This is a genomic window from Luteimonas sp. A649, assembly GCF_054072735.1.
The window spans coordinates 1466936-1491136 of record NZ_JBSVRQ010000001.1; the positions used below are offsets into that span (position 1 = coordinate 1466936).

General features: G+C 66.1%; 21 protein-coding genes. 3 read left to right on the forward strand and 18 right to left on the reverse strand.

From position 1 onward, the window contains the following. Positions 1-62 precede the first annotated feature (62 nt). From ACW5E8_RS06775 to ACW5E8_RS06835, 13 genes are all read right to left on the reverse strand, one after another. The gene (locus ACW5E8_RS06775; protein ID WP_456964701.1) at positions 63-1232 is read right to left on the reverse strand and encodes a hypothetical protein; all 1170 of its coding nucleotides are present in this window, start codon (positions 1230-1232) and stop codon (positions 63-65) included. 121 nt (positions 1233-1353) lie between these two features. Continuing rightward, positions 1354-2850: an efflux transporter outer membrane subunit gene (locus ACW5E8_RS06780; protein WP_456964702.1), complete on the reverse strand. Its 1497-nt coding sequence runs from the start codon at positions 2848-2850 to the stop codon at positions 1354-1356. A gap of 37 nt (positions 2851-2887) precedes the next feature. Beyond that, complete coding sequence (locus ACW5E8_RS06785; RefSeq protein WP_456964703.1) at positions 2888-4615, reverse strand: complex I subunit 5 family protein; 1728 nt, start codon at positions 4613-4615, stop codon at positions 2888-2890. Further along, complete coding sequence (locus ACW5E8_RS06790) at positions 4616-4957, reverse strand: NADH-quinone oxidoreductase subunit K (protein ID WP_456964704.1); 342 nt, start codon at positions 4955-4957, stop codon at positions 4616-4618. After that, complete coding sequence (locus ACW5E8_RS06795; protein ID WP_456964705.1) at positions 4954-5895, reverse strand: hydrogenase subunit MbhD domain-containing protein; 942 nt, start codon at positions 5893-5895, stop codon at positions 4954-4956. The genes ACW5E8_RS06790 and ACW5E8_RS06795 overlap by 4 nt, the downstream gene beginning before the upstream one ends. Further along, positions 5892-6185, reverse strand: coding sequence for a cation:proton antiporter (locus ACW5E8_RS06800; protein ID WP_456964706.1), 294 nt, complete (start codon positions 6183-6185; stop codon positions 5892-5894). The genes ACW5E8_RS06795 and ACW5E8_RS06800 overlap by 4 nt, the downstream gene beginning before the upstream one ends. Continuing rightward, the gene (locus tag ACW5E8_RS06805; protein WP_456964707.1) at positions 6182-6463 is read right to left on the reverse strand and encodes a monovalent cation/H+ antiporter complex subunit F; all 282 of its coding nucleotides are present in this window, start codon (positions 6461-6463) and stop codon (positions 6182-6184) included. Before ACW5E8_RS06805 ends, ACW5E8_RS06800 begins: the two co-directional genes overlap by 4 nt. Next, positions 6456-6983 carry a Na+/H+ antiporter subunit E gene (locus tag ACW5E8_RS06810; RefSeq protein ID WP_456964708.1) on the reverse strand — a complete coding sequence of 176 codons (528 nt, stop codon included), beginning with the start codon at positions 6981-6983 and terminating at the stop codon, positions 6456-6458. Before ACW5E8_RS06810 ends, ACW5E8_RS06805 begins: the two co-directional genes overlap by 8 nt. Before the next feature lie 6 nt (positions 6984-6989). Further along, positions 6990-10052 carry an efflux RND transporter permease subunit gene (locus ACW5E8_RS06815; RefSeq protein WP_456964709.1) on the reverse strand — a complete coding sequence of 1021 codons (3063 nt, stop codon included), beginning with the start codon at positions 10050-10052 and terminating at the stop codon, positions 6990-6992. Further along, positions 10049-11158, reverse strand: coding sequence for an efflux RND transporter periplasmic adaptor subunit (locus ACW5E8_RS06820; protein ID WP_456964710.1), 1110 nt, complete (start codon positions 11156-11158; stop codon positions 10049-10051). The genes ACW5E8_RS06815 and ACW5E8_RS06820 overlap by 4 nt, the downstream gene beginning before the upstream one ends. A 74-nt stretch (positions 11159-11232) precedes the next feature. Beyond that, entirely contained in the window at positions 11233-12780 is a 1548-nt protein-coding gene (locus ACW5E8_RS06825; RefSeq protein WP_456964711.1) for a YfcC family protein, read from the reverse strand. 57 nt (positions 12781-12837) lie between these two features. After that, positions 12838-14097 (reverse strand): arginine deiminase, encoded by a 1260-nt coding sequence (arcA, locus tag ACW5E8_RS06830; RefSeq protein WP_456964712.1) that lies wholly within the window; start codon positions 14095-14097, stop codon positions 12838-12840. 15 nt (positions 14098-14112) lie between these two features. Beyond that, positions 14113-15606, reverse strand: a complete 1494-nt coding sequence (locus ACW5E8_RS06835) for a basic amino acid/polyamine antiporter (protein ID WP_456964713.1) — start codon at positions 15604-15606, stop codon at positions 14113-14115. A gap of 343 nt (positions 15607-15949) precedes the next feature. Between ACW5E8_RS06835 and ACW5E8_RS06840 the strand changes: the two genes are divergently transcribed. The 3 genes from ACW5E8_RS06840 to ACW5E8_RS06850 all read left to right on the forward strand — a co-directional run bounded on the left by ACW5E8_RS06840 (position 15950) and on the right by ACW5E8_RS06850 (position 17446). Then, positions 15950-16519 carry a hypothetical protein gene (locus tag ACW5E8_RS06840; protein WP_456964714.1) on the forward strand — a complete coding sequence of 190 codons (570 nt, stop codon included), beginning with the start codon at positions 15950-15952 and terminating at the stop codon, positions 16517-16519. Between the two features lie 82 nt (positions 16520-16601). After that, positions 16602-16838 carry a hypothetical protein gene (locus ACW5E8_RS06845; RefSeq protein ID WP_456964715.1) on the forward strand — a complete coding sequence of 79 codons (237 nt, stop codon included), beginning with the start codon at positions 16602-16604 and terminating at the stop codon, positions 16836-16838. Between the two features lie 128 nt (positions 16839-16966). Then, a complete protein-coding gene (locus ACW5E8_RS06850) occupies positions 16967-17446 on the forward strand; it encodes a DUF6491 family protein (protein ID WP_456964716.1) in 480 nt (159 codons plus the stop codon). Positions 17447-17534: 88 nt separating this feature from the next. Here the strand turns inward: ACW5E8_RS06850 and pnp are convergent, their stop codons facing one another. The 5 genes from pnp to infB all read right to left on the reverse strand — a co-directional run bounded on the left by pnp (position 17535) and on the right by infB (position 24198). Further along, complete coding sequence (gene pnp / locus ACW5E8_RS06855) at positions 17535-19643, reverse strand: polyribonucleotide nucleotidyltransferase (RefSeq protein WP_456964717.1); 2109 nt, start codon at positions 19641-19643, stop codon at positions 17535-17537. Positions 19644-19767: 124 nt separating this feature from the next. After that, complete coding sequence (rpsO, locus tag ACW5E8_RS06860) at positions 19768-20028, reverse strand: 30S ribosomal protein S15 (protein ID WP_456964718.1); 261 nt, start codon at positions 20026-20028, stop codon at positions 19768-19770. A gap of 177 nt (positions 20029-20205) precedes the next feature. Further along, complete coding sequence (truB, locus tag ACW5E8_RS06865) at positions 20206-21195, reverse strand: tRNA pseudouridine(55) synthase TruB (RefSeq protein ID WP_456964719.1); 990 nt, start codon at positions 21193-21195, stop codon at positions 20206-20208. 55 nt (positions 21196-21250) lie between these two features. Beyond that, entirely contained in the window at positions 21251-21625 is a 375-nt protein-coding gene (gene rbfA, locus ACW5E8_RS06870; RefSeq protein WP_456964720.1) for a 30S ribosome-binding factor RbfA, read from the reverse strand. Beyond that, the gene (infB, locus tag ACW5E8_RS06875) at positions 21625-24198 is read right to left on the reverse strand and encodes a translation initiation factor IF-2 (protein WP_456964721.1); all 2574 of its coding nucleotides are present in this window, start codon (positions 24196-24198) and stop codon (positions 21625-21627) included. Before infB ends, rbfA begins: the two co-directional genes overlap by 1 nt. Positions 24199-24201: the final 3 nt, after the last annotated feature.

The following is a 24201-nucleotide window of genomic DNA, read 5'->3' on the forward strand; positions in this document are numbered from 1 at the left end:
ATGCCTCGTCAATGCGCAGCTTGCACCGCGCACGCCGCTGCGAGCGATGCACGGGCCCACGGTCAGAAGCCCTTGCGGACATTGAGCCAGTACTCGGTCGAACTGTAATTGAACCCGACCGAGCTGCTCTGGTCGCGGATGAACAAAAGCTCAGGCCGCAGGCTCCAGCTCGGGGCGAACTCCCAGACCAGGCCGGCACCGACCTCATACAGGTTGTCCTTGCGCCTCAGGATGACACCTTCATCAAGGTCATCGGGATGGTAATGAAGGGCGTCGGCGTTGAAGGAGTCGCGTTCCCACCAGCCGAAGAGGAATCCATCGACGGTGTCGCTGAACGTGTAATCCAGGTTCACCGTGGCGCCGAAGACCGAAGAGTCGCCGTCGGGCCGGCTCGTCGCGTAATTGCGGCCGCCGTGGAGGGTCAGGCCAAAGCTCGCGCGCCCCTCCGCCAGCGACCGGAGCCAGCCCGCTGAAACTGTCGATGTCGTGCGGCTACGCTCGCGCAAACTCCCTTCCGGGTATCTGCGCCGCCGCACCTCGGCACCGAGCGTGACCTGGTTGACGGCGTCGACCTGGTGGGAATAGTCGGTGAAGAGGCCGACGTCATTGCGGTAGTCGCCATTGCCGCGGTAGCTGACCCGGCCGCGCAGGCCCAATGCCAGGTTGTCATCGCCGAACGCGCGGCTGCCAGCGGCGCTCCAACGCAAGTCGCGGTCATCGCGGGTGCTGTTGCTGTCGTAGTAGCGGAAGCGATAGTCCAGCGTGGCGTCGAAGGCGTAACCGCGCTCAAACGCGTAGTTAAGGCTGCCGCCCGCGCGCAGGTTGTAGAAGGTGTCGTGGCGATCGCCGCCGCCAAATGCATTGGTACCGCGGGTCGAGTTCACCCGGTAACCGCCGACGCCGGCGATCGCATAGCCGAAGCCCGTCAGGCGCTTGTCCTCTTCCAGGGCCTGTCGTGCCGCCTCGTCGTAGATCTTGACCTGGGAAAGCACGTCCCGCGGCAGGTTCTCCAGGCGCAACACCGTCTCGAACTCGATCTTCGCTTCCGCGTACTGCCCGTTGGCGAAATACTCGCGGCCTCGCTGGAGACGCTCCTGAACCGGATCCAGATCCGGTTCCGATACCGGGTCGCTTGCTGTTTGCTGCCCGGCAGACAGCGCGGCGTTGGCCGGCAGCAACGCCATGACCACGAAGAGTCCACGCAGGCACAGGCGGTATCGGGAGATGTTCATGCCATGTCTCTCATGTCAGGGTTAAAAATGCCCTTGTCATGCAAACCACGACCAAGGGTCCGCAGGTTGAGCCACGCACGATCCAGCGCATGCGCGTGGCGTACTTGAGAAGCAAGCCCGGTCACAAGTCTTCCGCTGGCTGTTGCGTCAGCGCATTGGCGGTATCGACCCAGCCACCACCCATTGCCTGGTACACGTTCACGGCCTGGATGTGGCGGTCAGTCAGCACGCGAGCGAGGCCGATCTCGGCCGCGAACAACTCGTTGTCGGCCACCAGCACCTCGACGTAGCCCACAAGGCCGGCTTCGAACTTCAGCCGGGACAGGCGCGCGAACTCCCTCAACGCCACGACGCGCTCACGCTGCTGGGCGACTTCCTCGATGCGATTCTGGGATCCGCTCAATGCGTCGTTGGTTTCCCGGAAGGCGTTGAGAATCGTCTGCTCGTACCCGAAGAACGCCTGCCGCTCCTGCGCTTCGGCCGCGCGCACCTGGCCCTCGACTGCGCCAGACGTGAAGATCGGGCCGGCCAGGCTGGCTCCGGCCGACCATGCTTTCGCCGATCCGGACAGGAAGTTGCCGAACGAGGTGCTGATGGATCCGAGCAGCCCGGTCAAGGAAATCGTCGGGTAATACAACGCCCGGGCGGCACCGATGCTGGCGTTGGCGGCAACGAGGTTCTGCTCCGCCTGCAGGATGTCAGGCCTTCGCTGCAGCAACGCCGCAGGCAGGTCCCCGGGAATTGGCGGCGCTGTCAGTTCGTCGATGGTCTTGCCGCGCGGGATCGGGCCGGGATTGCGCCCCAGCAGGAGGGAGATACGGTTCTCCGTCGCCGTGATCTGTTGTTCGATCGCCGGAATCGCGGCAAGTGCCTGCCTGTGCTGCGACTTGATCTGCATCAGCTCCGTGTTGGAGATCACGCCGTAATCGAAGCGCAACTGGAAGATCCGCTCGGTCTCGCCGAAGTTGCGCGCCGTCGCCTCGACGATCTCGCGCTGTTGGTCGAATCCCCGCAACGCGATGTAGCTCGATGCGACCCCCGACACCAGCGAGAGCACGACGCCGCGCTGCGCCTGTTCGCTTGCATAGACCCGTGCCTGCGCCGCTTCGCTCAGGCGCCACACCCGGCCGAACAGATCCAGTTGCCAGGACGCACCGAGTGCTGCCTGGTACAGCTCGAAGTGAGGGTCGACGCTGTCCGGGATCGGCGGCTGGCCCTCGCGGCTCGCCCGCGTGCGGCTCGCGTCGGCGCTGTAACCGACCTGCGGCAATGCCTGGGATCGCGTCGCGGTCAGCGCGCCGATGAACTGGTCGATGCGCGCAGCGGCGATGCGCACGTCGCGATTCTCCTGCAGCGCGGTCTCGATCAACTCATTCAGCACAGGGTCGCCAAACTGTTCCCACCACTTGGTGTTGGCGATTTCGGCGGTCTTGGGATAGTCGATCCGCCACGCATCCGGGGTGTCCACGCCGGGACGCACGTAGTCCGGCCCGACCGTGATGCAGCCGGCGACGGAGGTGGCCACCAGCGCTGCGAACAGGCATGTCCTCATCACCTTTCCCTTGCGCGGGGTCGGAATCCGCCTCGCGGTACTCTCGTGCTCGAACAAGCTGGTCATGATGGAATCGCTCCAGATGGCATTTGCGAGGTGTGCATCAGCCTGTCGCCAACAGCGTCCAGCTGAACAGGGCCGCCACCAGCACCAGGGCGATGCTGGCCGACGGCCAGCGTCGCAGGACATCGTCAGTCCACTCGAACATCCCGCCCACGACATTCCCCAGCGGGACGCGCGCCGGCCGGGCGCCGAGCCAGAATGCGAGCACGCCACCTCCCAGGACAGTGAGCAGCAGCGGGACGATCTCCGTGAGCGCCAGCGGGTTCGACAGCAGGGACCGCGGAAGCGGACCGAACGCCGCGAAGGCGAGCAGCAACGAGCACAGCGCCAGCGCCAGCGCCGCCAATTGCGGGATCGGCGATACGGATTTCTGCAATACGACCGGACCGCCCGACGGCCGCAGCGCGTGCGCCAGCACCAGCACCACGTAGCTGCTGGTGAGCACGCCTCCGGCCTGCAGCACCAGCGCCCACCACCATTGCCCGCTGCCCGCCGCGGCATCAAGCAGCAATTTCTTCGCAAGATAAGCGCCGCTCGGCAGCACGCCCATCAGTGCGATGCCACCCAGCGCGAACGCAAGCACGCTCAAAGGCAAGGCCCTGGCGACGCCAGGCAACCCGGCGATCCGGTCATGGCCCAGCGCGGCGTAGATCGAGCCGGCTGCCATGAACATCGCAGCCTTTGCCGTGGCATGGGACACCGCCTGCAGCATCCCGGCCGGGAGCGCGCCATCGCGGCCGAGATGCCCGGTGGCAGCGTCGATGGCGAGCGGAAACATGAGAAAGAGGTAACCGATCTGCGCGAGCGTGGAATATGCGACCAGGAGCTTCAGGCGTTCCTGCCGCAGTGCGACCACGCTTCCAAACACGATGGCGCCAGCGCCCAGCGCACCAAGCAGTTCCGCTGCCGACAACGTGATCACGCCAGGCATCACGTCGAACCACAGCCGCACCACCAGGAACCACGAGCCCTTGATCACAAGTCCGGAGAGCACCGCGCTGGCCGCGGCCGGCGCGCCTGCATGCGCGGGTGGCAGCCACAGATGCAGCGGGAACAGCGCGGTCTTGGCGAGCAGTCCCGCCGTCATCAATGCCGCCGCTGCCCAGGCGACGGGTTCTGGGCGGATGCGCTCGGCCAGCAGCACGATATCCAGCGTGCCGTAGGCGCCGTAAAGCAGGAAGGTACCCAGCAGGTAAAACATCGATCCCAGCAACGCGAACAACAGGTACCGCAACGCCGCCCGCAGAGTCTCGCCGCGGCCGTCGAGGCAGACCAACGGCACGGCCGCAAAGGTCAGCAGCTCCAGCGCGACGTACAGCGTGAACACGTCACCGCTGACGAACACCAGGTTGAGGGAGCCCCACACCGCCAGCAGCAGCAGCCAGAACGTGAACGATGCACGTGTTTCCTGCGTGCCGGACGGCGTGCCGAAATCACCGCAGGCATACACGCCGATACCGCAGATGACCACCGCAATGGCCACCAGCATCACCACCGACAGTCCATCGGCGCGCAGGACGACACCGAGCGGCGGCGCCCAACCGCCGAGCACGTACACCAGCGCATCGCCGGAGCCCAGCAGCACGTTGGCGATGGCGAGCGCGATGCCAAGTCCCAGCGCCAGCGTCACCAGCGCGACGCGCCGTGCATTGCGGCCGCCCAAGACGAGTCCAACCATCACCCCCACGAACGGCACCAGCACAGCCAGCACCAGCAGCAGGTCGCCAGGCGCTGTCAGGTCCCCCGCCGTCTGCGCCGGGGCCAGCACTTACGCCTCACCATCGGCAGCATCTGCCTTGGCGGGTGCATCCGTGGCGAGCGTGATCGAGCCGGCCTCCTCGAACAACCGCAGCACCACCGCGACCGCGAGCGCCGAGGCGGAGAAGGCGACCACGATCGCGGTGATCAACAGCGCCTGCGGTACCGGGTCGCCGCCCATCCCTGCAGCCGCTCCCCTGCGCGCGATGACCGCGCACACCAGGAACGTGCCGCTGCCCACCAGGTTGAACGCCAGGATCTTGCGCAGCGGCTGCGGGTTGACGATGAGGCCGTACAGCCCGAGCCCGACCAGCGCCGCGGCGCACAGTCCGAACAGCGTCGGCGCGCTCATGGTGGCGACAACCGATGCGGGGCGCCTGCCAGGAGCAGGGCCAGCGTGATCGCAAGCGATGGCATCAGCGCGACCTCGATCAAGACGATCAAGGGTTTTGCATAGCCATCCGGATAGCCGAGGAACGCACCCGCAGTCAGAACGCCGGCGAAGCCGGTCGCGATGAACACCACAGGCCCGGCCACCAATCCGATCCGCAACCACTTGCGGCTGATCGCAGGTGCGTCGGCGAGACCTGACATGATCACCAGCAACCACATCGCGGCCACGATCGTGGCGCCCTGGAACTTTCCGCCCGGCGCATCCGCGCCTACCCAGAAGATGTAGATGGCAACCACGATCCCGACCGGCGGCAACACGCGCGCGATATAGGCCAGGATGCCGTTGGGATCGGCAGGATGGGCCGGCCCCGGCCGGCCACCCCATACCCGGTTGGGGGCCAGCGACCACACGCCGATCAGCGCGAACAGCAGCACGATCGCCTCGAGCAAGGTGTCCATGGCACGAAACGCGAGCAACACCGCGGTGATCGGGTTGCCGACACCGGTGACCGACATGTTCGCGGCCACCTGCGGTGCAAGCGTGGGGGCGGGATCGGGCAGCATGAGCACGCAGGCCGCCAGCGACGCCGCAACGCCAATGGCAGCGACGGCAGCCAGCACGCGTGTGAACACACCCGGGCCTTCGGCGCGCGCCGCAGCCTGTGTTGCCTGCAGCTTGGATGCAGCACCGATCAGCAACGCGCCGGTCAAGCCCGCGCCGATCGCAGCTTCTGTCATCGCCACGTCTACGGCCGACAGCTGCACCCACGCAAGCGTGAGCAGCAGTCCGCAGGCAATGAAGCTGGCCACCGCGGCAAAGGTCTCGCGCGCGAAGATCGTCCAGACTGCAAGCATCAGGACCAGCAACACCAGGGCGATGTTCAGTACTTCGATCATCGGCCTTGATCCTGGTTTCGTGCGGCACGCGCGATCAGCTGGGATACCGTCGCGGAAGCCCAAAGCACCAGCAACCAGACGACCATGAGCTTGAGCCCCGCCAGCGCGCTGTCGACCTGCGGCAGCAATCCCAGCACCACCAGTCCCAGCCCGAGATTGTCCGCCTTGGTCAGTGCATGCAGCCGCGTGAGCGTGTCGGGAAAGCGCAACAGGCCCACGGTCCCGGCGAGGAAGAAGAACATGCCGGCCGTGACCGCGACGATGGTCAGCAGGTTCAGTGCTGCGCTCATGGGTCCTCCCCCGCTCGCGCCTTGTCGTCGCGCCGCACCACGGCCTTGACGAAGGCGATGGACGCGAAGGCCGCCAGCAACGCCAGCGTCAACGCCACGTCGATCACCGCGGACGTGCCGACCGTCGCGCCCAGCAACAGGGCCGCGATGCCGCCAGTGCCAAACAGCTGTGCAGCCATCATGCGCTCGGCATCGCCCGGTCCGCGCAGGATGCGGACCAGGCCCAGTGCGACCAGCACCACCACGAACCCTGCGGCGCCGAGCAGGAATTCAGTCATGCCCTTTCCCCGCGATGAGTGCCCGCGCAAACAGGCGCTCTTCCTCCCGAAGCTGCTCGATGGCCGGCTGGGTGATGTCCAGGCAGTGATAGACCAGCACGCCGTGCTTGTCACCGCAGGGCACGGAGCCCGGCAGCAGGCTGGTGATGGTGGCAAACGTGTTGCGGCTGAGACCGGGCGGGAAATTCAAGGGGCAATCGACGAAGCCGGGGCGCATCGGCATGCGCGGATCGAAGGCGCGGCGCGCCACGTCGACCCCGGCCAGCACCGATTGCCAGAGGAAGTGCGGCAGCAGCGCAAGCAGTACGCCGAATCGCACGCGTCCCGCTTCGGGCCGCAGCAGCCACAAGCTGGCCCAGGTGGCGAAGACCGCGGCGAGTGCGCCGGCTGCGAGATCGTACGGCTTCGCACTTGGCATCAGCACCAGCCAGAGCGCGAAATACATCGCACCGCGGGCAATCACGACGCGCAGGGGCGCGTTGTCCTTGCGTTCGTGATCGGATGGCAGGTAGGCGCCCATCGCGGATCACGCTGGCTCGGCCGACTGGCGCGGCGGCGTCGGCTCGTTCCCGAACACCGTCACGTACAGCACGGGCAGGAAGATCAACGTCAGCAGCGTGGCCACCAGCAACCCGCCCATGATGGCGAACGCCATCGGCCCCCAGAACACCGTCGGTGCGATCGGGATCAGACCCAGCACGGTCGATATCGCGGTGAGCATCAGCGGCCGCATGCGCGAGGTCGCCGCGCTGACGACTGCGTCCAGAACGTTCTTGCCTCCGGCGCGGTCGGTTTCGATCTGCACGATGAGGATCACCGCATTCTTCGCGATCATGCCGATCAGCGCGAGAATGCCGAGGATCGCCACGAAGCCGAGCGGCCGGTTGAACACCAGCAGCGCGGCGACCACGCCGATCAGGCCGAGGGGCAGCACACAGATCACCATCGCCAGCCGCCGGAAGCTCACCAGCAGGACCATCATGATCACGAGCATCAACAGCAGCATCAACGGCACGACTGCGAACACCGATTCGCTCGATTCGGCGCTTGCCTCGTAGAGGCCGCCGGTCTCGATCTTGTACGGCGCGGGTAGCGTCCCGGCGAACTCCTCGATCTTTGGCGCGAGCTTTCCGACGACCTCATCGGGCAGCACACCACTGACGACATCCGCGCGCACGGTCAGGGTCGGCAGCCGGTCGCGTCGCCAGACCAGCGGGAACTCCTGGTCCTCCACGAACGTCGCGAACTGGCTCAGAGGAACCATCCGCCCGCTTGGCGTGGGTACCTGCAGCGTACCCAGGGTGGAGAACGAAATGCGCTCGTCGTCGGTGGCGCGCGCGACCACATTGACCAGGTAGATATCGTCGCGCAGCTGGGTCACCGCGGAGCCGGTGACGGCGGCATTGAGCACGGCGGCCAGTGCGCGGGAACTCACGCCCAGCTGGCGCGCCTCGTCCTGGTCGATCCGGATGCGGACCTGCCGAGCGGGCTCCATCCAGTCGTAGTTGATGTGCCGCGCGCGCGCATCGGAGCCGATCACACCAGCCAGGCCCAGCGAGATCCGGCGCACCTCGTCCTTGTCAGGTCCAGTGACGCGGTACTGCAATGGCCAGCCGACGGGCGGCCCCAGCTCCAGCGGGGACACGCGCGCGACCACGTCGGGAAACTCTTCGGCAAGGACGTTCTCGAGGGTTTCCTGCAGCCGTTCGCGTGCCTCGATGTCCTTTGCGACGATCACAAACTGGGCAAAGAAGGGATTGGCGAGCTGGACGTTGAGCGTGAGGATGAAGCGAATCGCACCCCGGCCGACGTAGGTGCTGTAGTGGTCGACGTCGGGGTTGTCCTTCAATACGGCCTCGAGACGCTTGGCCTGCGCCTCGGTCGCGTAGATCGAGGCGTTCTGCCGCAGTGTCATGTCGACCGTCAGTTCGGGACGGTCGGAGGCCGGGAAGAACTGCTGCGGCACGAACTGGAGCAGCAGCATCGCCAGGACGAACGCACCGACCGTCACGCCGATCGTCAGCCACTTTGCCCGTATCGCTCCTGCCAGCAGCCGGCTGTAGCCACCAAGCACTTTGCTGGGCTTGGCGTCCTTGTTCGGCTTGGGCGCCTTCAGGATGGCCTTGCCGAGCAACGGTGCGAATACGACCGCACCCAGCCACGACACGATCAGCGCAATGGCGACCACCGCGAAGATCGAGAACGTGTACTCGCCCGCGGAACTGCGCGCGAAGCCGATCGGCACGAAGCTCGCGATCGTGACCAGGGTGCCGATCAGCATCGGCGCCGCGAGTGTCTTGTAGGCATAGGTTGCCGCGGCATCCTTGCTGTCGCCCGCGGCCAGCCGGTTGATCATCGCGTCGACCGTCGTCATCGCGTCGTCGACGAGCAATGTCAACGCGATGATCAGCGCGCCGAGCGAGATGCGTTGCAGGTCGATGCCGACGATGTCCATGACCGCGAAGACGATCGCCAGGGTCAGCGGGATGGCCAGCGCGACCACGGCTCCGGGCCGCACGCCCAGGCTCACGAAGCTGCAGGCCAGGATGATCAGGATCGCTTGCCACAACGAACCCATGAAGTCGCCGATCGCAACGTCGACCGTGACCGCCTGGTCGGCGACCAGTGTCGGTTCGATGCCCACCGGCAGGTTCGCGCGAATGTCGGCCATCTCGTTGCGGACGTTTTCGCCCAGCGCGAGGATGTCGCCGCCATCGCGCATGGCGATCGCCAGCCCGATCGCGGGTTGGCCATTCACGCGGAACATCGGCTGCGGCGGGTCTACGGGGCCGCGCCGGACGGTTGCGATGTCGCCCAAGCGGAAGATGCGGTCACCGGACACCAGGTTGGCCGCCTCGATGTCCAGCTCGGTGTCGAATGCACCGGTCACGCGCAGGAACACGCGCTCCTGCTCGGTCTGTATCACGCCGGCCGGACGGATGATGTTCTGTGCCTGGAGTGCCGAGATGATCGAAGGGAGGTCCAGTCGCAAGCCGGCGAGCCGCTGGGTCGAGAACTCTATGTAGATCTGTTCGTCCTGTGCGCCCAGCACCTCGATCTTGGAGACGTCCGGCAATTGCAGCAGGCGGGAACGCGCGGCCTCGACATGGTCGCGCACCTCGCGGAAGTCGAAGCCATCGGCGGTGAACGCGTAGATGATGCCGAAGGTATCGCCGAAGTCGTCGTTGAAGAACGGTCCGACGACACCACTGGGGAGCGTCTGGCGTATGTCACCGATGTTCTTGCGGACCTGGTACCAGACGTCCGGAACTTCGGAAGGTGGTGTCGACTGCTTGAGATCAACGAAGATCGTCGTCTGTCCGGCGGTCGTGTAGCTACGCACCGTATCGAGATGGTCGGTTTCCTGGAGCTTGCGCTCGATGCGCTCGGTGACCTGCAGCAAGGTCTCCTCGACCGTGGCGCCAGGCCAGGCCGCAGCGACGACCATCGTCCGGAACGTGAACGCCGGATCCTCGCCCCGGCCCAAGCGCAGGAACGACAACGTGCCCGCGATGATCGCGACGATCATCAGGAAAATGACCAGCGAGCGCTTGCCAAGCGCCCATTCCGAGAGGTTGGGGCCGATCACTGCGCGGACTCGAGCAGGCGGACTTTCTGGCCAGGCCGCAGGGCCTGCGCCCCCGCGGTCACCACGACGTCACCAGGCTCCAGGCCAGACGCGATCACCACGTTGTCCGGATCCGAGGACTGGATCTCGATGGGGCGCATCGAGACCTCGCCGGTCTTGGGGTCGACGACCCAGACCGCCGCCTGCTGGTTGGCGCGAATCACCGCCGAGGCCGGGACCTGGATGCCCGCTACCGCATCAAGCGCCAACCGTCCTGTCACCGTACTTCCCAGCCGCATCGCGGCGGGCGGATCGACCAGGCCCACCTTGACCCGGAAGGTTCCGGTGACCGGGTCGGCGCGCGGCGCGACTTCACGTACGCGTCCGACGGCGGTGACGCTGGGGTCGGAAGTCAGCACGACGGTGATCTCGGCATTCTCTGGCGCGTTGTCCTTGACGCGCGCGGGCACGTCGAACGCTGCGTCGCGACCGCCCTCGCGTGCAACCTGGACGATCATCCGCCCGGCCGACACCACTTCGCCTGGCTCCGCACCATGCGCCGTCACCACGCCGGCCACGTCGGAGACAAGCCGGGTATAGCCCAGCCGGTTGTTCGCGAGATCGAACTGGGCCTGCGCCGACTCGACCTGGGATCGGGCTGACTTGCGGTTTGCATCCGCCTGGTCAAACAGGGCGCGCGACACCGCGTTCTGGGCCACCAGTCCCCGCATCCGCCCGAAGTGGTTGTCGGCTTCCACCTGTTGCGCGCGGGCTGCGCTCAGTTGCGCACGCGCCGACTGCAGCCCGCTCTCTTCGTCCTGCGTCTCCAGGCGGGCGACGAGCTGGCCACGCCGCACGTTGTCGCCCACGGCCACGGCACGTTCCACCAGCCTCCCGGAAATCCGGAACGACAGGTTGATCTCGGATTCCGGTTGCACTGTGCCGACCAGCGAAACCGTGTCGCCACTCATGCGCGTGTCGGTAGCCATGACCCGGACCGGGCGAATCTCGGCCTTTTCGGCCCCATCGTCGCCCTGGCATGCCGAGAACAGGAGCACCACGCCAAGCAGCGGCACCAGATTGCGTGGACAGCGAACGAAGCAGCCTGAAGCGGCGAATTCGAACACGGGGTGAACCTCCAGAAGTCATGACGGGAGCAGGCGATACAGACCGCGCCACCCGCAGGCAACTTCGCACGGGTCTACTCGGCGAATTTCGCGTAAGCGGCAATAACACTCGTCGAAACAAGCAGCATTCCCAGCAGCAGCGGCCAGACAAAACGCACGTACTTCTCGTAACCGACCTTGGCGATCGCCAGCCCGCCGACGAGCACGACGCTGGTTGGCGCCACCATCAGTGCCAGGCCATGGGCCATGCTCCACGCCGTGATGGTGGTCGCGCGGCTGACGCCCGCGAAATCGGCCATCGGCGCGAGCAGCGGCATCGCCAGTGCGCCGTGCCCGGAGCTGGACGGGATCAGCACCGCGATCGGAATGTTGACGACGATGGTCAGGAACGTGAAGAACGCCGCCGACGAGCCACTGACCAGGCGCTCCATCGAAAAAAGGATGGTGTCAATCGTCTGCGTGTTGTTCATGATCGCCGACACGGCACCTGCGAGCAGCATCACCATCGCCGGCCCCAACATGTCCGATGCCCCGGCCGTGATCAGCCGCACCGTCTCCGCTTCGCCCATTTTCGCAACGAAGCCCACCAGGACAGACGCGAAGACGAAGAGCATCGCCAGTTGTGGGAACCACCAGTTCAACTCGAACCAGTACGGCTCTGCATTCGCTACTTCGTGCAACAGCAGGTCTTCGGCCGGGCCGGCGCGCCCGCCGAGCACGCTCGACCAGGGAATGACCGAAACGATCATCAGGCCGAAAGCCGCAATCGTGATCACCAGCACCCACTTTTGCGTGCCGGTCAGCTTTTCATGGATGGCGGTTTCGGCGGCGGCGGGATCGACGCCGGTCTCGGCATCGAAGCCAACCAGCGAGGCACTTCGGTCGCTGCGCACCTTCGCGGCATACCGCAGCACCCAGCCGACCGCCATCGCCGTCAGCACGACCCAGAGCAAGACACGCAGCGCGATGCCATCGCCAATGGAAGTACCCGCCTCGCCGGCGGCGACGCCAATCGAAAACGGGTTCACGGTGGAAGCCATCACACCGACCAGCGCGCCGAGGATGATCATCGCCGAGGTCACCAGCCGGTCATAGCCCAGCGCCGCCATCAGCGGCAGGAAGAGGGCGTAGAACCCGAGCGTCTCGACCGAGAAGCCCATCGTCGAGCCGAGCAGCGAGAACAAGACCATCACCGTGCTGATCAGCAGCCAGCCCTTGTCTCGCAGCCGGTTGGCGAGCGATGCGACGGCGACTTCGATGCTGCGCGTGGCGAAGCTCACCGAGATGAACGCGCCGATCGCCATGATGAAGATGATGATGCCGATCTGCCCGAAGATGCGGCCAACGATCTCGGTGTCTACCTGGTTTGAAGCAGGGCTGCGCAGGCCGTACACGCCGTTGACCGGCGAAAGCACCAGCTGGTTGACCTTCTCGCCGAAGCTCAGCGTCGAAGGGATCTGCTGGTAGGTGCCGGGAATCGGCGAGCCGTCGGCCGCGTGCTGGTACACCCCCGCCGGGATGAACAGCACCGCGACCCAGACCAGCAGCGTGACGATGGCCAGCGTCGTCACTGCCCCGGGGAACTTGAAGCCGCCTTTCTTCACTTCGCCTCCCGGTTCCATCCTGGCATTCCCCGCTCGAAGTACCGCGCGGCGCGAAGACGCGTCAGCGCAGTTCGCTCAGAAGTCCACCGCGTCGCGGATGATCGGACACGTCATGCAGTGGCCGCCGCCACGACCGCGGCCGAGTTCCGAACCGACGATGGTGACCACCTCGATCCCCTGCTTGCGCAGCAACGTGTTGGTGTACGTGTTGCGGTCATAGGCGAACACCACGCCCGGCGAGGCACAGACGAGATTGGCGCCGCTGTCCCACTGCGTGCGCTCGCGCATGTACGCCGTGCCACCGGTCTCGACCACGCGCAACTTCTTCAGTCCGAGCGCCTGCGCGACCACATCGGTGAACAGGCCCTTGTCCTTGTGCAGCTCGACGCCGGACGAGTTGTTGGCCGGGCGGTAGGAGTAGGTCTCGATGTGGTTCACGATGTCGGGGTACAGCAGCACGCAGTCACGGTCGGCGAAGGTGAATACCGTGTCCAGGTGCATCGCGGCGCGCAGCTTCGGCATCGCGGCGACGATGACGCGCTCGGCCGCCTTGTTCTTGAACAGCGCCGCCGCGAGCTGGCTGATGCCCTGGCGCGAGCTGCGTTCGCTCATGCCGATCAGCACATTGCCCTTGCCGATCGGCATCACGTCGCCGCCCTCGACGGTCGCCATGCCGTGGTCCTGGGTCGGGTCGCCCCACCAGACATTGACCTTGCCGGCGAAGTCCGGATGGAACTTGTAGATCGCCGTGGTGAGGATGGTTTCCTCGTGGCGTGCCGGCCAGTACAAGGGGTTGAGGGTCACGCCGCCGTAGATCCAGCAGGTCGTGTCGCGCGTGTACAGCGTGTTCGGCAATGGCGGCAACAGGTACTCGGTGACGCCTGCGGCATCCTTGATGAGCGCCAGCTGCTCACCACCGATCGTTTCCGGAAACTCCTCGGTGGACAGGCCGCCGATCAGCGTTTCCGCGAGGGCACGGTCATCGAGCCCCTCGAGGTAGCTGCGGATCTCATCGACCAGGCCAAGGCCCACCTGGTTCGGCACGACCTGGTTGTCGAGGATCCACTTCTTGCCCTCGGGAACCGCCACCGTCTCGGCCAGCAGGTTGTGCATCTCCACCACGTCGACGCCGCGGTCGCGCATCTTGGTGATGAAGTCGAAGTGGTCGCGCTTGGCGTTCTCCACCCACATCACGTCGTCGAACAGCAGCTGGTCGCAGTTGCTGGGCGTGAGGCGCGCATGCGCCCGACCCGGTGTGCACACCATTACCTTGCGCAGTTGACCGACTTCGGAGTGGACTCCAAATGCGGTGTCTTTACCCTTGGACTCAGTCATGTCTCACTACTCCAGTCAGATGGTGATGCTGCCTGTGATCAGCCCGCGCAGTGCATAGACCGCGCCAAGCACGAAGACGGCCAAGACGATCCATTCGGCCGCGGTGAAGAACTTCTTGCCCTGCTCGCGCCGGGTCTTGAGGTATAGCAACGTGCCCGGCGCGTAGATCAGGAACGACAGCACCAGGAACTTCATGCCGCCCGCATAGACCAGGAAGACCGAATAGACAACGGCGAAGACCGCAACCAGCAAGTCCTTGCGGAGTTCGGCATCGGTCGGGGCATAGGTCTCGCGGGACAGGACCAGCTTGAGCAGGTACGCGGCCGACAGCAGGTACGGCAGCAGCGACAGATGGCTGCACAGCGACAGCGCGAAGGTGAAGGCATCGGCCGAGAACAGCGTCGCGAGAAGCACCAGTTGCACCAGCGCGGTGGTCATCAACAGCGCATTGGTCGGCACCTGGGCCGCGTTCTCCTTGGCCAGGAAGGCCGGCATGTCGCCCTTCTTCGCGGCGATCGACAGCACCTCGGCGGCCATCAGCGTCCAGGCCAGGTAGGCGCCGAGCACCGATATCACCACGCCGATGCCGATGAAGGTCGCGCCCCAGGGGCCGACCGCCGCCGCCAGCACGCCACCCACCGAGGGCTGGCTGAGCGCCTGGATTTCCGCGCGCGGCAGGATGCCGAAAGCCAGGATCGACACCGACGCAAACAAGGCCAGTACGCCGAGGAATCCGATCACGGTGGCCTTGCCCACGTCCGAGCGCTTCTCGGCGAAGCGTGAGTAGTTGCTCGCGCCCTCGATGCCCAGGAACACGAACACCGTCACCAGCATCGTCGCCTTGACCTGCTCGAACAGGCTGCCGTAGTCGCGCGCTTGGGCGGCCGCTGCGCTGGGGATGAGGTCATTGTGCGCGTGCAGATACTCCTGATACAGGCCGCCCCCGCCCCAAAGATTGGCCGCGAACACGTCGGGCTTGAAGGTGAAGATCACCAGCACCAGGAACAACAGCAGCGGTATGATCTTGGCGACGGTCACGATCTTGTTGATCGCCGCCGCTTCCTTGGTGCCGCGCAGTACCAGCAAATGGAAGGCCCAGATGCCGACCGACGAGACCGCTACCGCGCTGACGGTGTTGCCGTCGCCGAAGATCGGGAACACCGCACCGAACGTCGACTTGATGAGTACCCAGTACGAGACGTTGCCGACGCAGGCGCTGGCCCAGTAGCCGAACGCCGCAGCGAAACCCAGGTACGATCCGAACCCGGCGCGGGCGTAGGCATAGACACCGGCGTCAAGGTCCGGCTTGCGGTTGGCCAGGGTCTGGAACACGAAGGCCAGCATCAGCATGCCCAGGCCGGCAATGGTCCAGGCGATGAGCGCCCCGATGACACCGGTCGCCATCGCGAAGTTGCGCGGGATGGAGAACACCCCCGCGCCCACCATGCCGCCGACCACCATTGCGGTCAGGGTTGTCAGCGGCAACTTCTGCGTGTCGGAAGTACTCATGGTGACTCCTTCTTCAGAACACGGGGGGGTTTCTAAAAGAAGCGACCGCATTGCGCGGCTTCATCACTAGCCAGCCCGTCAAAAGCCTCCAGGGCTTATGCGAACCTGCTGCACCATTACTATTGCTATTGACCCCGTGCAGCCCGGGCCCCTTGACTGCACGGCCCGAAAGTTTCACCTCCCGTGTAAATGCAGCGTGAGGTCTGCGTGAGAATGATGTGTCTTTTCCTTAATGCTTCATGACTACAGGCTGTCCCGCTTGAAAGACTACCGTTGACACCACTTGCGCAGTATGCTCTGGCCGTAGTTGCGGTTTCCTTTCGCCAAAGCACAGGAAATAGCCATGAACAAGTCGCTCGTTAAAACAGCCATCGTGATCGGACTGGCGGGACTGCTCGGCATGCCTGCCCTGGCAAGATCCCAGGTGAGTTCCATTGACTATGGCCGGGTCACCGCGGTCCAGCCGGCACCCGCCAATTCCAGATCCAGCAGCAATACCGGCGCGATCGTCGGTGGAATGATCGGCATGTCCAGCGGCAGGGGGCAGCGGGGCGCCAACCGCGCAGCGCGCACCGCCGCTGGTGCAGGTGTAGGCCACGCCATCGGCAACAGCGGCAACTCGTCCAGGCCCGGTAATTTCTTCACCGTCAGGCTGGTCGGTGGCGGTGACGTGCGCGTCCTGTCCGACCAGGGCGATATCCGCGTCAACGACTGCGTGTCCGTGGAACGTGGCGACTTCAACAATATCCGCCGCGTCGGCAGCGTGTTCTGCGAGACGCCCACAGCGGCTGCGTTCGGCGACCATCGCCGTGAAGCCGACCAGTGCCTGGCGGCACGGCGTGACCTGGAGAGTGCGCGTGGTGATGCGTTCGATCGGGCCGTGGTGCGGGTCCGCGCGGTGTGCGATGACTGATTACGCGTGTTGGCGTGGTCTCGCATCACGTTGATTCACATCAAGCCTGCCCACCGCACCGGGGAGTGAACGCAGTATGAGAATGAGAAGAATCTTCTATATCGCGCTGGCCGTGGGCATCACGGCATTGGTGATTCTCTTCAAGATCCAGAATCTCAGCGCGGTGACCGTGTCACTGTTCTCGGTCAGCATCACCATGCCGACTGCCATCTTGATCTTTCTCGTTTACGTGCTCGGCATGGTCACCGGTGGTCTGGTCCTGACCCTCCTGCGTGCAGTGGTCCACGGTGCGACCCGCCCGTCTCCACAACATCTGTGAGAGCTGCAGGGACCTCGTTCGCGTGCGGCCATGTGGCGAAACCGCATGGCCGCGCGTCAGCCGGTTTGACGACGTGTCCGGACCTTCCCTGACTGTTGCCAGCATCACCTCGATCAAGGGGCCTCGCCATGAAGAAGCTGCTCATAACGCTGCTTGCCGCAATGACGGTCACCGCCTGCACGCACACCGGGGGACTATCCACGCCCGATCGGCTGGCGCTGTACCGCGCCAACGCGGGCGAACCCGTTTCGGGTTTCCAGCACACCAATAACGTGAGGTGGACTGCACTGGGTGATGAGGCCCTGGCAGTGTGGACCAGGAACAATCAGGCCTTCCTGCTGGAACTGGGGATGCGCTGCACGGGCCTGAGCTCCGCCCATTCGATCAGCCTCAGCAATGCCAGAAGGAACATGCCCAGCGGAATGACAAGGCGTGTCTCGGCCACGTTTGACAGCGTGCACGTGATCAGGCCCGGTGGTGGCGGATTCCAGCCCCCTTGCCGCATCCAGTCTATCCGGCCCCTGGACACGCGAGGGCTGGCAAACGACAAGCAGGAGCTCCGGGAGGCGCAGAGCATCGAACGGGAACCCGAGCCCGGCGAGGAATAGCGCACGCGCTTCATGCGCGGCATCCCGGGAACAACGAAAAAGCGGGCCGAAGCCCGCTTTTCCTGTTCCAGCGATGAACCTGCGCGGCTTATTCGCCGACCACGCCCTCGCCTTCCTCTACGGCCTTCATCGACAGGCGGATGCGGCCCTGCTTGTCGACTTCCAGCACCTTGACCTTGACCATGTCGCCTTCCTTGAGCACGTCGCCGACCTTCTCGACGCGCTCGTTGGAGATCTGCGACACGTGGACCAGGCCATCCTTGCCGGGGGAGATGGTGACGAACGCACCGAAGTCCATCAGCTTGACGACCTTGCCCTCGTAGATCCGGCCCGGCTCGACGTCGGAGGTGATCTGCTCGATGCGCTCCTTGGCGGCGCGGCCGGCGGCGGCGTCGACCGAGGCGATCGTGATCGTGCCGTCGTCCTGGATGTCGATCTGGGTGCCGGTTTCCTTGGTGATCGCCTGGATGACCGAACCGCCCTTGCCGATCACTTCGCGGATCTTGTCGGGGTGGATCTTGATGGTGATCAGGCGCGGCGCGAACTCGCTCAGCTCCGAACGCGGCGCGGTCAGCGCGGCTTCCATTTCCTTGAGGATGTGGAGGCGGCCCTGCTGGGCCTGGGCCAGCGCAACCTTCATGATCTCTTCGGTGATGCCCTGGATCTTGATGTCCATCTGCAGCGCCGAGATGCCGTTGGTGGTGCCGGCCACCTTGAAGTCCATGTCGCCGAGGTGGTCCTCGTCACCGAGGATGTCGGACAGCACGACATAGTCGTCGCCTTCCTTCACCAGGCCCATCGCGATACCCGCGACCGGCGCCTTGATCGGCACGCCCGCGTCCATCAGCGCCAGCGACGAACCGCAGACCGACGCCATCGACGAGGAACCGTTCGACTCGGTGATCTCCGACACGACGCGGATGGTGTACGGGAACTCTTCCATCGTCGGCATCACGGCGAGCACGCCGCGCTTGGCAAGGCGGCCGTGGCCGATCTCGCGACGCTTCGGGCCCATCATGCGGCCGGCTTCACCCACCGAGTAGGGGGGGAAGTTGTAATGGAACAGGAAGTGTTCCTTGTACTCGCCGGACACGGCGTCGATGATCTGGCCGTCGCGGGCGGTGCCCAGCGTGACGGCAACGATCGCCTGGGTCTCGCCACGGGTGAACAGCGACGAGCCGTGCACGCGCGGCAGGATGCCGACGCGGCTGGCGATCGGACGCACGGTGTCGAGCGCGCGGCCATCGATGCGGACCTTGGTCTTGAGGACCGAGTTGCGCATGGTCTGGTACTCCTGCTCGCTGAACTCCTTCGACAGGTCGCCCGAGGTCCATGCCTTGGCTTCTGCTTCCGGGGCCAGCGCGTTCAGGATCGCCTTCTTGACGGTGGAGATCGCGTCCTTGCGCTCGAGCTTGTCGCGCACCTGGAACGCGGAGGCGAGCTGGTCGCCGATCGCGGTGCGGATGGCGTTGACGATGCCTTCGTCGGCAGCGGGGGCGCTCCAGCTCCACTTCGGCCTGCCGGCCTCGGCGACCAGGGCGTTGATGGTCTCGATCGCGACCTGCATCTGCTGGTGGCCGAACATCACGGCGCCCAGCATCACGTCTTCAGACAGTTCCTTGGCTTCGGACTCGACCATCAGCACCGCGGCGGCGGTACCGGCGACGACGAGCTCGAGGTCGGAATCCTTCAGTTCGGTGACCGTCGGGTTGAGCAGGTACTGCCCATCCTTGTAGCCGACCTTGGCGGCGCCGATCGGGCCGTCGAACGGCGCGCCCGACAGCGACAGCGCGGCGGAGGCACCGATCAGGGCGAGGATGTCGCCGTCGATCTCGGGGTTCATCGACATCACGGTGGCGATGATCTGCACTTCGTTGCGGAAGCCGTCGGGGAACAGCGGGCGAATCGGGCGATCGATCAGGCGCGAGATCAGCGTTTCCTTCTCGGTCTGGCGGCCCTCGCGCTTGAAGAAGCCACCCGGGATGCGGCCACCGGCGTAGAACTTCTCCTGGTAGTCGACGGTCAGCGGGAAGAAGTCCTGGCCCTCGCGGGCGGTCTTGTTGGCGACCGCGGAAACGAGCAGCACGGTGCCGTCGCAGGAGACCATGACCGCGCCGCCTGCCTGGCGTGCGATCTCGCCGGTCTCGATGGTGACGGTGCGATTGCCGTACTGGAAGCTCTTGGTAACTTTTGCCACGTCTGGAATTCCTTGGTGCGTCTTGCGATGAACCGACCGGGACCCATGCCCCTTGCCGGGTGGCGCGCCTGCGACGCGCCGAAATGAAACCGCGGCGCATTTCTGCGCCGCGGCGGGAGACATATCAGCGACGCAGGCCGAGCTTCTCGATCAGCGCCCTGTAGCGCGCGGCATCCTTGCGGTGCAGGTAGTCCAGCAGGCTGCGGCGCTGGTTGACCATCTTCAGCAGGCCGCGGCGGCTGTGGTGGTCCTGCTTGTGGACCTTGAAGTGGTCGGTGAGCTGCACGATGCGCGCGGTGAGCAGGGCGACCTGGACCTCGGTGGAGCCGGTGTCGTTGTCGCCGCGCTTGTTGTCTTCGATGATCTTGCCGGTGTCGATGGACATTGGATGTTGCCTTTCAGGTGATGCGTGGACCGCAGGAACGCGCTCATGCCGGCCTGGCATGGATGCGCACCACGAGAACCGCCGCTTGCTATGGGAGCGCCAGGTACGGGCGCACGGATTGCTCGGAAAAAGCCGCAGAATTGTAACGCGCGGAGGGTTGCCGGACAAGGCGCGGCCTCAGACCGCGGGCGCTTCCTGGGCGGTGCCGGGCTGGGCGCAGGCCCAGGCGAACATGCGGCGCGGACGCAGTCCGCCCTCGCCGTCCGTGGTCCCCAGGCCGAGCACGCGGCCATCGGGGCCGAACACGGCGACCTCGCCGGCACCCGCGAACACGCCTTCGGCGCCTTGGCCGTACGCGAGGCGCGCCGCGCCCGTGGCATCCACCTCGACCCGCGGCCAGGCGTCCATGCCCGCCTCCAGGGGCAGCAGGCAGGCTTCGAGGCTGCGCTCGCCGCGCTCGGCCAGGGCCTCGAGCTCGGGGAAGGTCCACATCCGCGGATTCCTGAACGGGTCGACCCACAGCCGGCGCAATTCAGCCACGTGTGCGCCGCAGCCCAGCGCCTCGCCCAGGTCGCGGACCAGGCTGCGCACGTAGGTGCCCGAGCCGCATTCCACGCGCAGCCGGAGGATGTTCCCGGGCGCCGCGCCCTGGACGGCATCGATCAGGTCGGCGGCCGAGAGCAAGCTGAATGCGTGGACGTCGACCTCGCGGGGTTCGACCTCGACGTCTTCGCCCCGTCGCGCCTTCGCGTACAGCGGCTCGCCGCCGCGCTTGAGCGCCGAATAGATGGGCGGGCGCTGCATGATGCGGCCGGTCAGCCGCGCCAGCGCCGCGTCGATGGTGGCGATGTCCAGCGCTGGCACTGGCCGCTCACGCAGCAGCTGGCCGTCGGCATCGTCGGTGTCGGTCACCTGGCCCAGGCGCGCGACCGCGTCGTAGGCCTTGCGCGCGCCCAGCAGTCCACCGGCGATCTTCGTCGCCTCGCCGAAGCACAGCGGCAGCAACCCGGTCGCCAGGGGATCGAGGCTGCCGGTATGGCCGCCCTTGGCAGCGCGGAACAGATGCCGAGCGCGCTGCAGCGCCTGGTTCGAACTCGGCCCGCGTGGCTTGTCGAGCAGCAGGATGCCGTCGAGCTTGCGGAACGTGGTTCGGGGGCGCGACTTCATCGAAGCATTGTAAGTGGCCAGCCCGCGGTGCGGGTCACGGTCACACCGTGACGCCCTACTGATCGTCTTCGGACGCGTCGGGAACGTCGGGCAGGTCACGCAGCAGGTTGTCGATGCGCTCGCCGCGATCGACGGAATCGTCGTAGTGGAAGTGCAGCTCGGGCACATGCCGCATCTTCACCGCGCGCGCGAGCCGGTAGCGCACTTCCGGCGCCACCGCCTTGAGGCCCTTGATCGCCTCCGTGGCGCGCTCGGCCTCCAGCGCGGTCACGAACACCTTGGCATGCGCCATGTCGCGGGTGACCTCGACGTCGGACACGCTCACCGACGGCAGGCCGTGCTCCGCCACCGCGTCGCGCACCAGGGTGCCCAGCTCCCTCCGGAGCTGGGCGGACACGCGGTCGGTGCGATGGAAGGACTTCTGCGCCATCAGAGCGTGCGCTGCACTTCGACGCGCTCGAAGCACTCGATCTTGTCGCCGGGCTTGATGTCGTTGTACGCCTTCACGCCGATGCCGCACTCGGTGTTGGTACGCACCTCGTCGACGTTCTCCTTGAAGCGGCGCAGCGATTCCAGCTCGCCCTCGAAGATCACGGTATCGTCGCGCAGCACGCGGATCGGCTTGTTCCGCCTGACCACGCCCTCGACCACCATGCAGCCTGCCACCGCGCCGAACTTCGAGCTGCGGAACACATCGCGCACTTCGGCGGTACCGATGATCTCCTCGCGGATTTCGACGCCCAGGATGCCCGACGCCACCTGCTTCACCTGGTCGATCACGTCATAGATGATCGAGAAGTAGCGCAGGTCCAGGCCGTGGGTGTCGACCACCTTGCGCGCGGACGCGTCGGCACGGACGTTGAAGCCGATGATCGTGGCCTTGGACGTCGCCGCCGAACTGGCGTCGGACTCGGTGATGCCGCCGACGCCGGAGCGGATGATGTTGATCCGGATCTCGTCGTTGGACAGCGCGGTCAAGGCCTGGCGCAGCGCCTCCACCGAACCCTGCACGTCGGCCTTGATCACCAGCGGCAGCTCGAGCTGCTGGCCGCCGCCCATCTGCGCCATGATGTCTTCCATGCGGTTGCCCGCGGCCTGCACCAGGCGCGTTTCGCGGCGCTTGGTCTCGCGCTGCTGCGCGACTTCACGGGCCAGGCGCTCGTCGTCGACGACCACGAAGTCGTCGCCGGCGTCGGGCACGCCCGACAGGCCGAGCACCTGCACCGGGATCGACGGACCCGCCGAGGGCACCTGGCTGCCGGTCTCGTCGAACAGCGCGCGCACGCGACCGAACTCCACGCCGCAGACCACGAAGTCGCCCTTGTTGAGCTGTCCCTGCTGCACCAGCACCGTGGCCACCGGACCGCGGCCCTTGTCGAGCGAGGATTCGATGACGGTGCCGCTGGCACGGCCTTCGGGAATCGCCCTGAGCTCCAGCACCTCGGCCTGCAGGTTGATCGCGTCGAGCAGGTCGTCGATGCCGTCGCCGGTCTTGGCGGAAAGCTCCACCATCTGCGTGTCGCCGCCGAACTCCTCGGACACCACGTCGTGGGCGAGCAGTTCGTTCTTGATCCGCGAAGGATCGGCTTCGGACTTGTCGATCTTGTTGATCGCGACGATCAGCGGCACCCGGGCCGACTTCGCATGCTGGATCGCCTCGATCGTCTGCGGCATGACGCCGTCGTCGGCCGCGACCACCAGGATCACGATGTCGGTGATCTTCGCGCCGCGCGCGCGCATCGAACTGAAGGCGGCGTGGCCGGGCGTGTCGAGGAAGCTGACCACGCCGTTGGGCGTCTCGACGTGATAGGCGCCGATGTGCTGGGTGATGCCGCCGGCTTCGCCGGTGGCGATGCGGGTGCGGCGGATGTAGTCGAGCAGCGAGGTCTTGCCGTGGTCGACGTGGCCCATGATGGTCACGACCGGCGGGCGGGCGGCCTGGTCGCCCGTCATTTCCTCGACGTGGGCGAGCAGCTCGCTCTCGGCGTCATCGGCGTCGGCGCGCACGGCCGTGTGGCCGAGTTCTTCCGTGATCAGCACCGCGGTGTCGTGGTCGATGGACTGGGTGATGGTGGCCATCACGCCCATCTTGAACAGCGCCTTGACCACGTCGCCGCCCTTCATGGCGAGCCGCTGTGCCAGGTCGGCGACGGTGATCGCCTCGCCGATCTCGACCTCGCGCACCACGGGCGCCGTCGGCCGGGTGAAGCCGGTACCGGTACGGGACTGGTCGCGCTGCTGTCCGCGCTGCGGACGCCTGGGGCGCGCAGTGCTGCGGCGCGCACGATCGGCCGGCGACAGGTGCAGCTGGCCTGCAAAGCGGGCCGCGGCGCCCTCGTCGTCCTCCACGCCAGCGACCATCGCGTGCGAGCCGCGATGCTTGCCCTTGGCGGCAGTGCGATCGTCGCGTGCCGGAGGCGGCTTCGGATGGCCGTGGCCGTGGGCCTTGCGCGGCGCCTCTTCCGTGCTCGCGACCGAAGCCGCGGCCTCGGTCTCGACGCGGACGCGTTCGGCTTCCGCCGCCGCCTCGCGCTGCTTGGCTTCCTCGGCTTCTTCCACGCGGCGGCGGTCGGCCTCGGCCAGGCGCTGCTGCTCGTCGAGGTTGCGCTGGCGCGACTCCTCGAGCTTGCGCAGGATCTCGGCACGCTCGTCGTCCACCCCGCCCGCACCGGCGGGCGCACCGGCGCCGGCCTCCGGCTTGACCAGGGTGACCTTCTTGCGCACGACCACGTCGACGGTCGGCTTGTTGCGGCCGCCGCCCACGGTCAGCGTGCTCTTGCGCTGGAGGGTGATCTTTTTGGGCGCGACGGGATCCATGGCGCCCTGCTCGGCGCGCCCGTGGGTGCGACGCAGGAAGCCCAGGAGCTTCATCTTCTCGGTGCTGGTCACGGCCTGGTCGGGATCGCTGAACGGCATGCCCGCTTCGGACAGCTGTTCAAGCAACTTTTCGACCGGTGTGTTCACCAGTTCGGCCAGCTTGCGGATGGTGGTTTGCTGCGACATTCG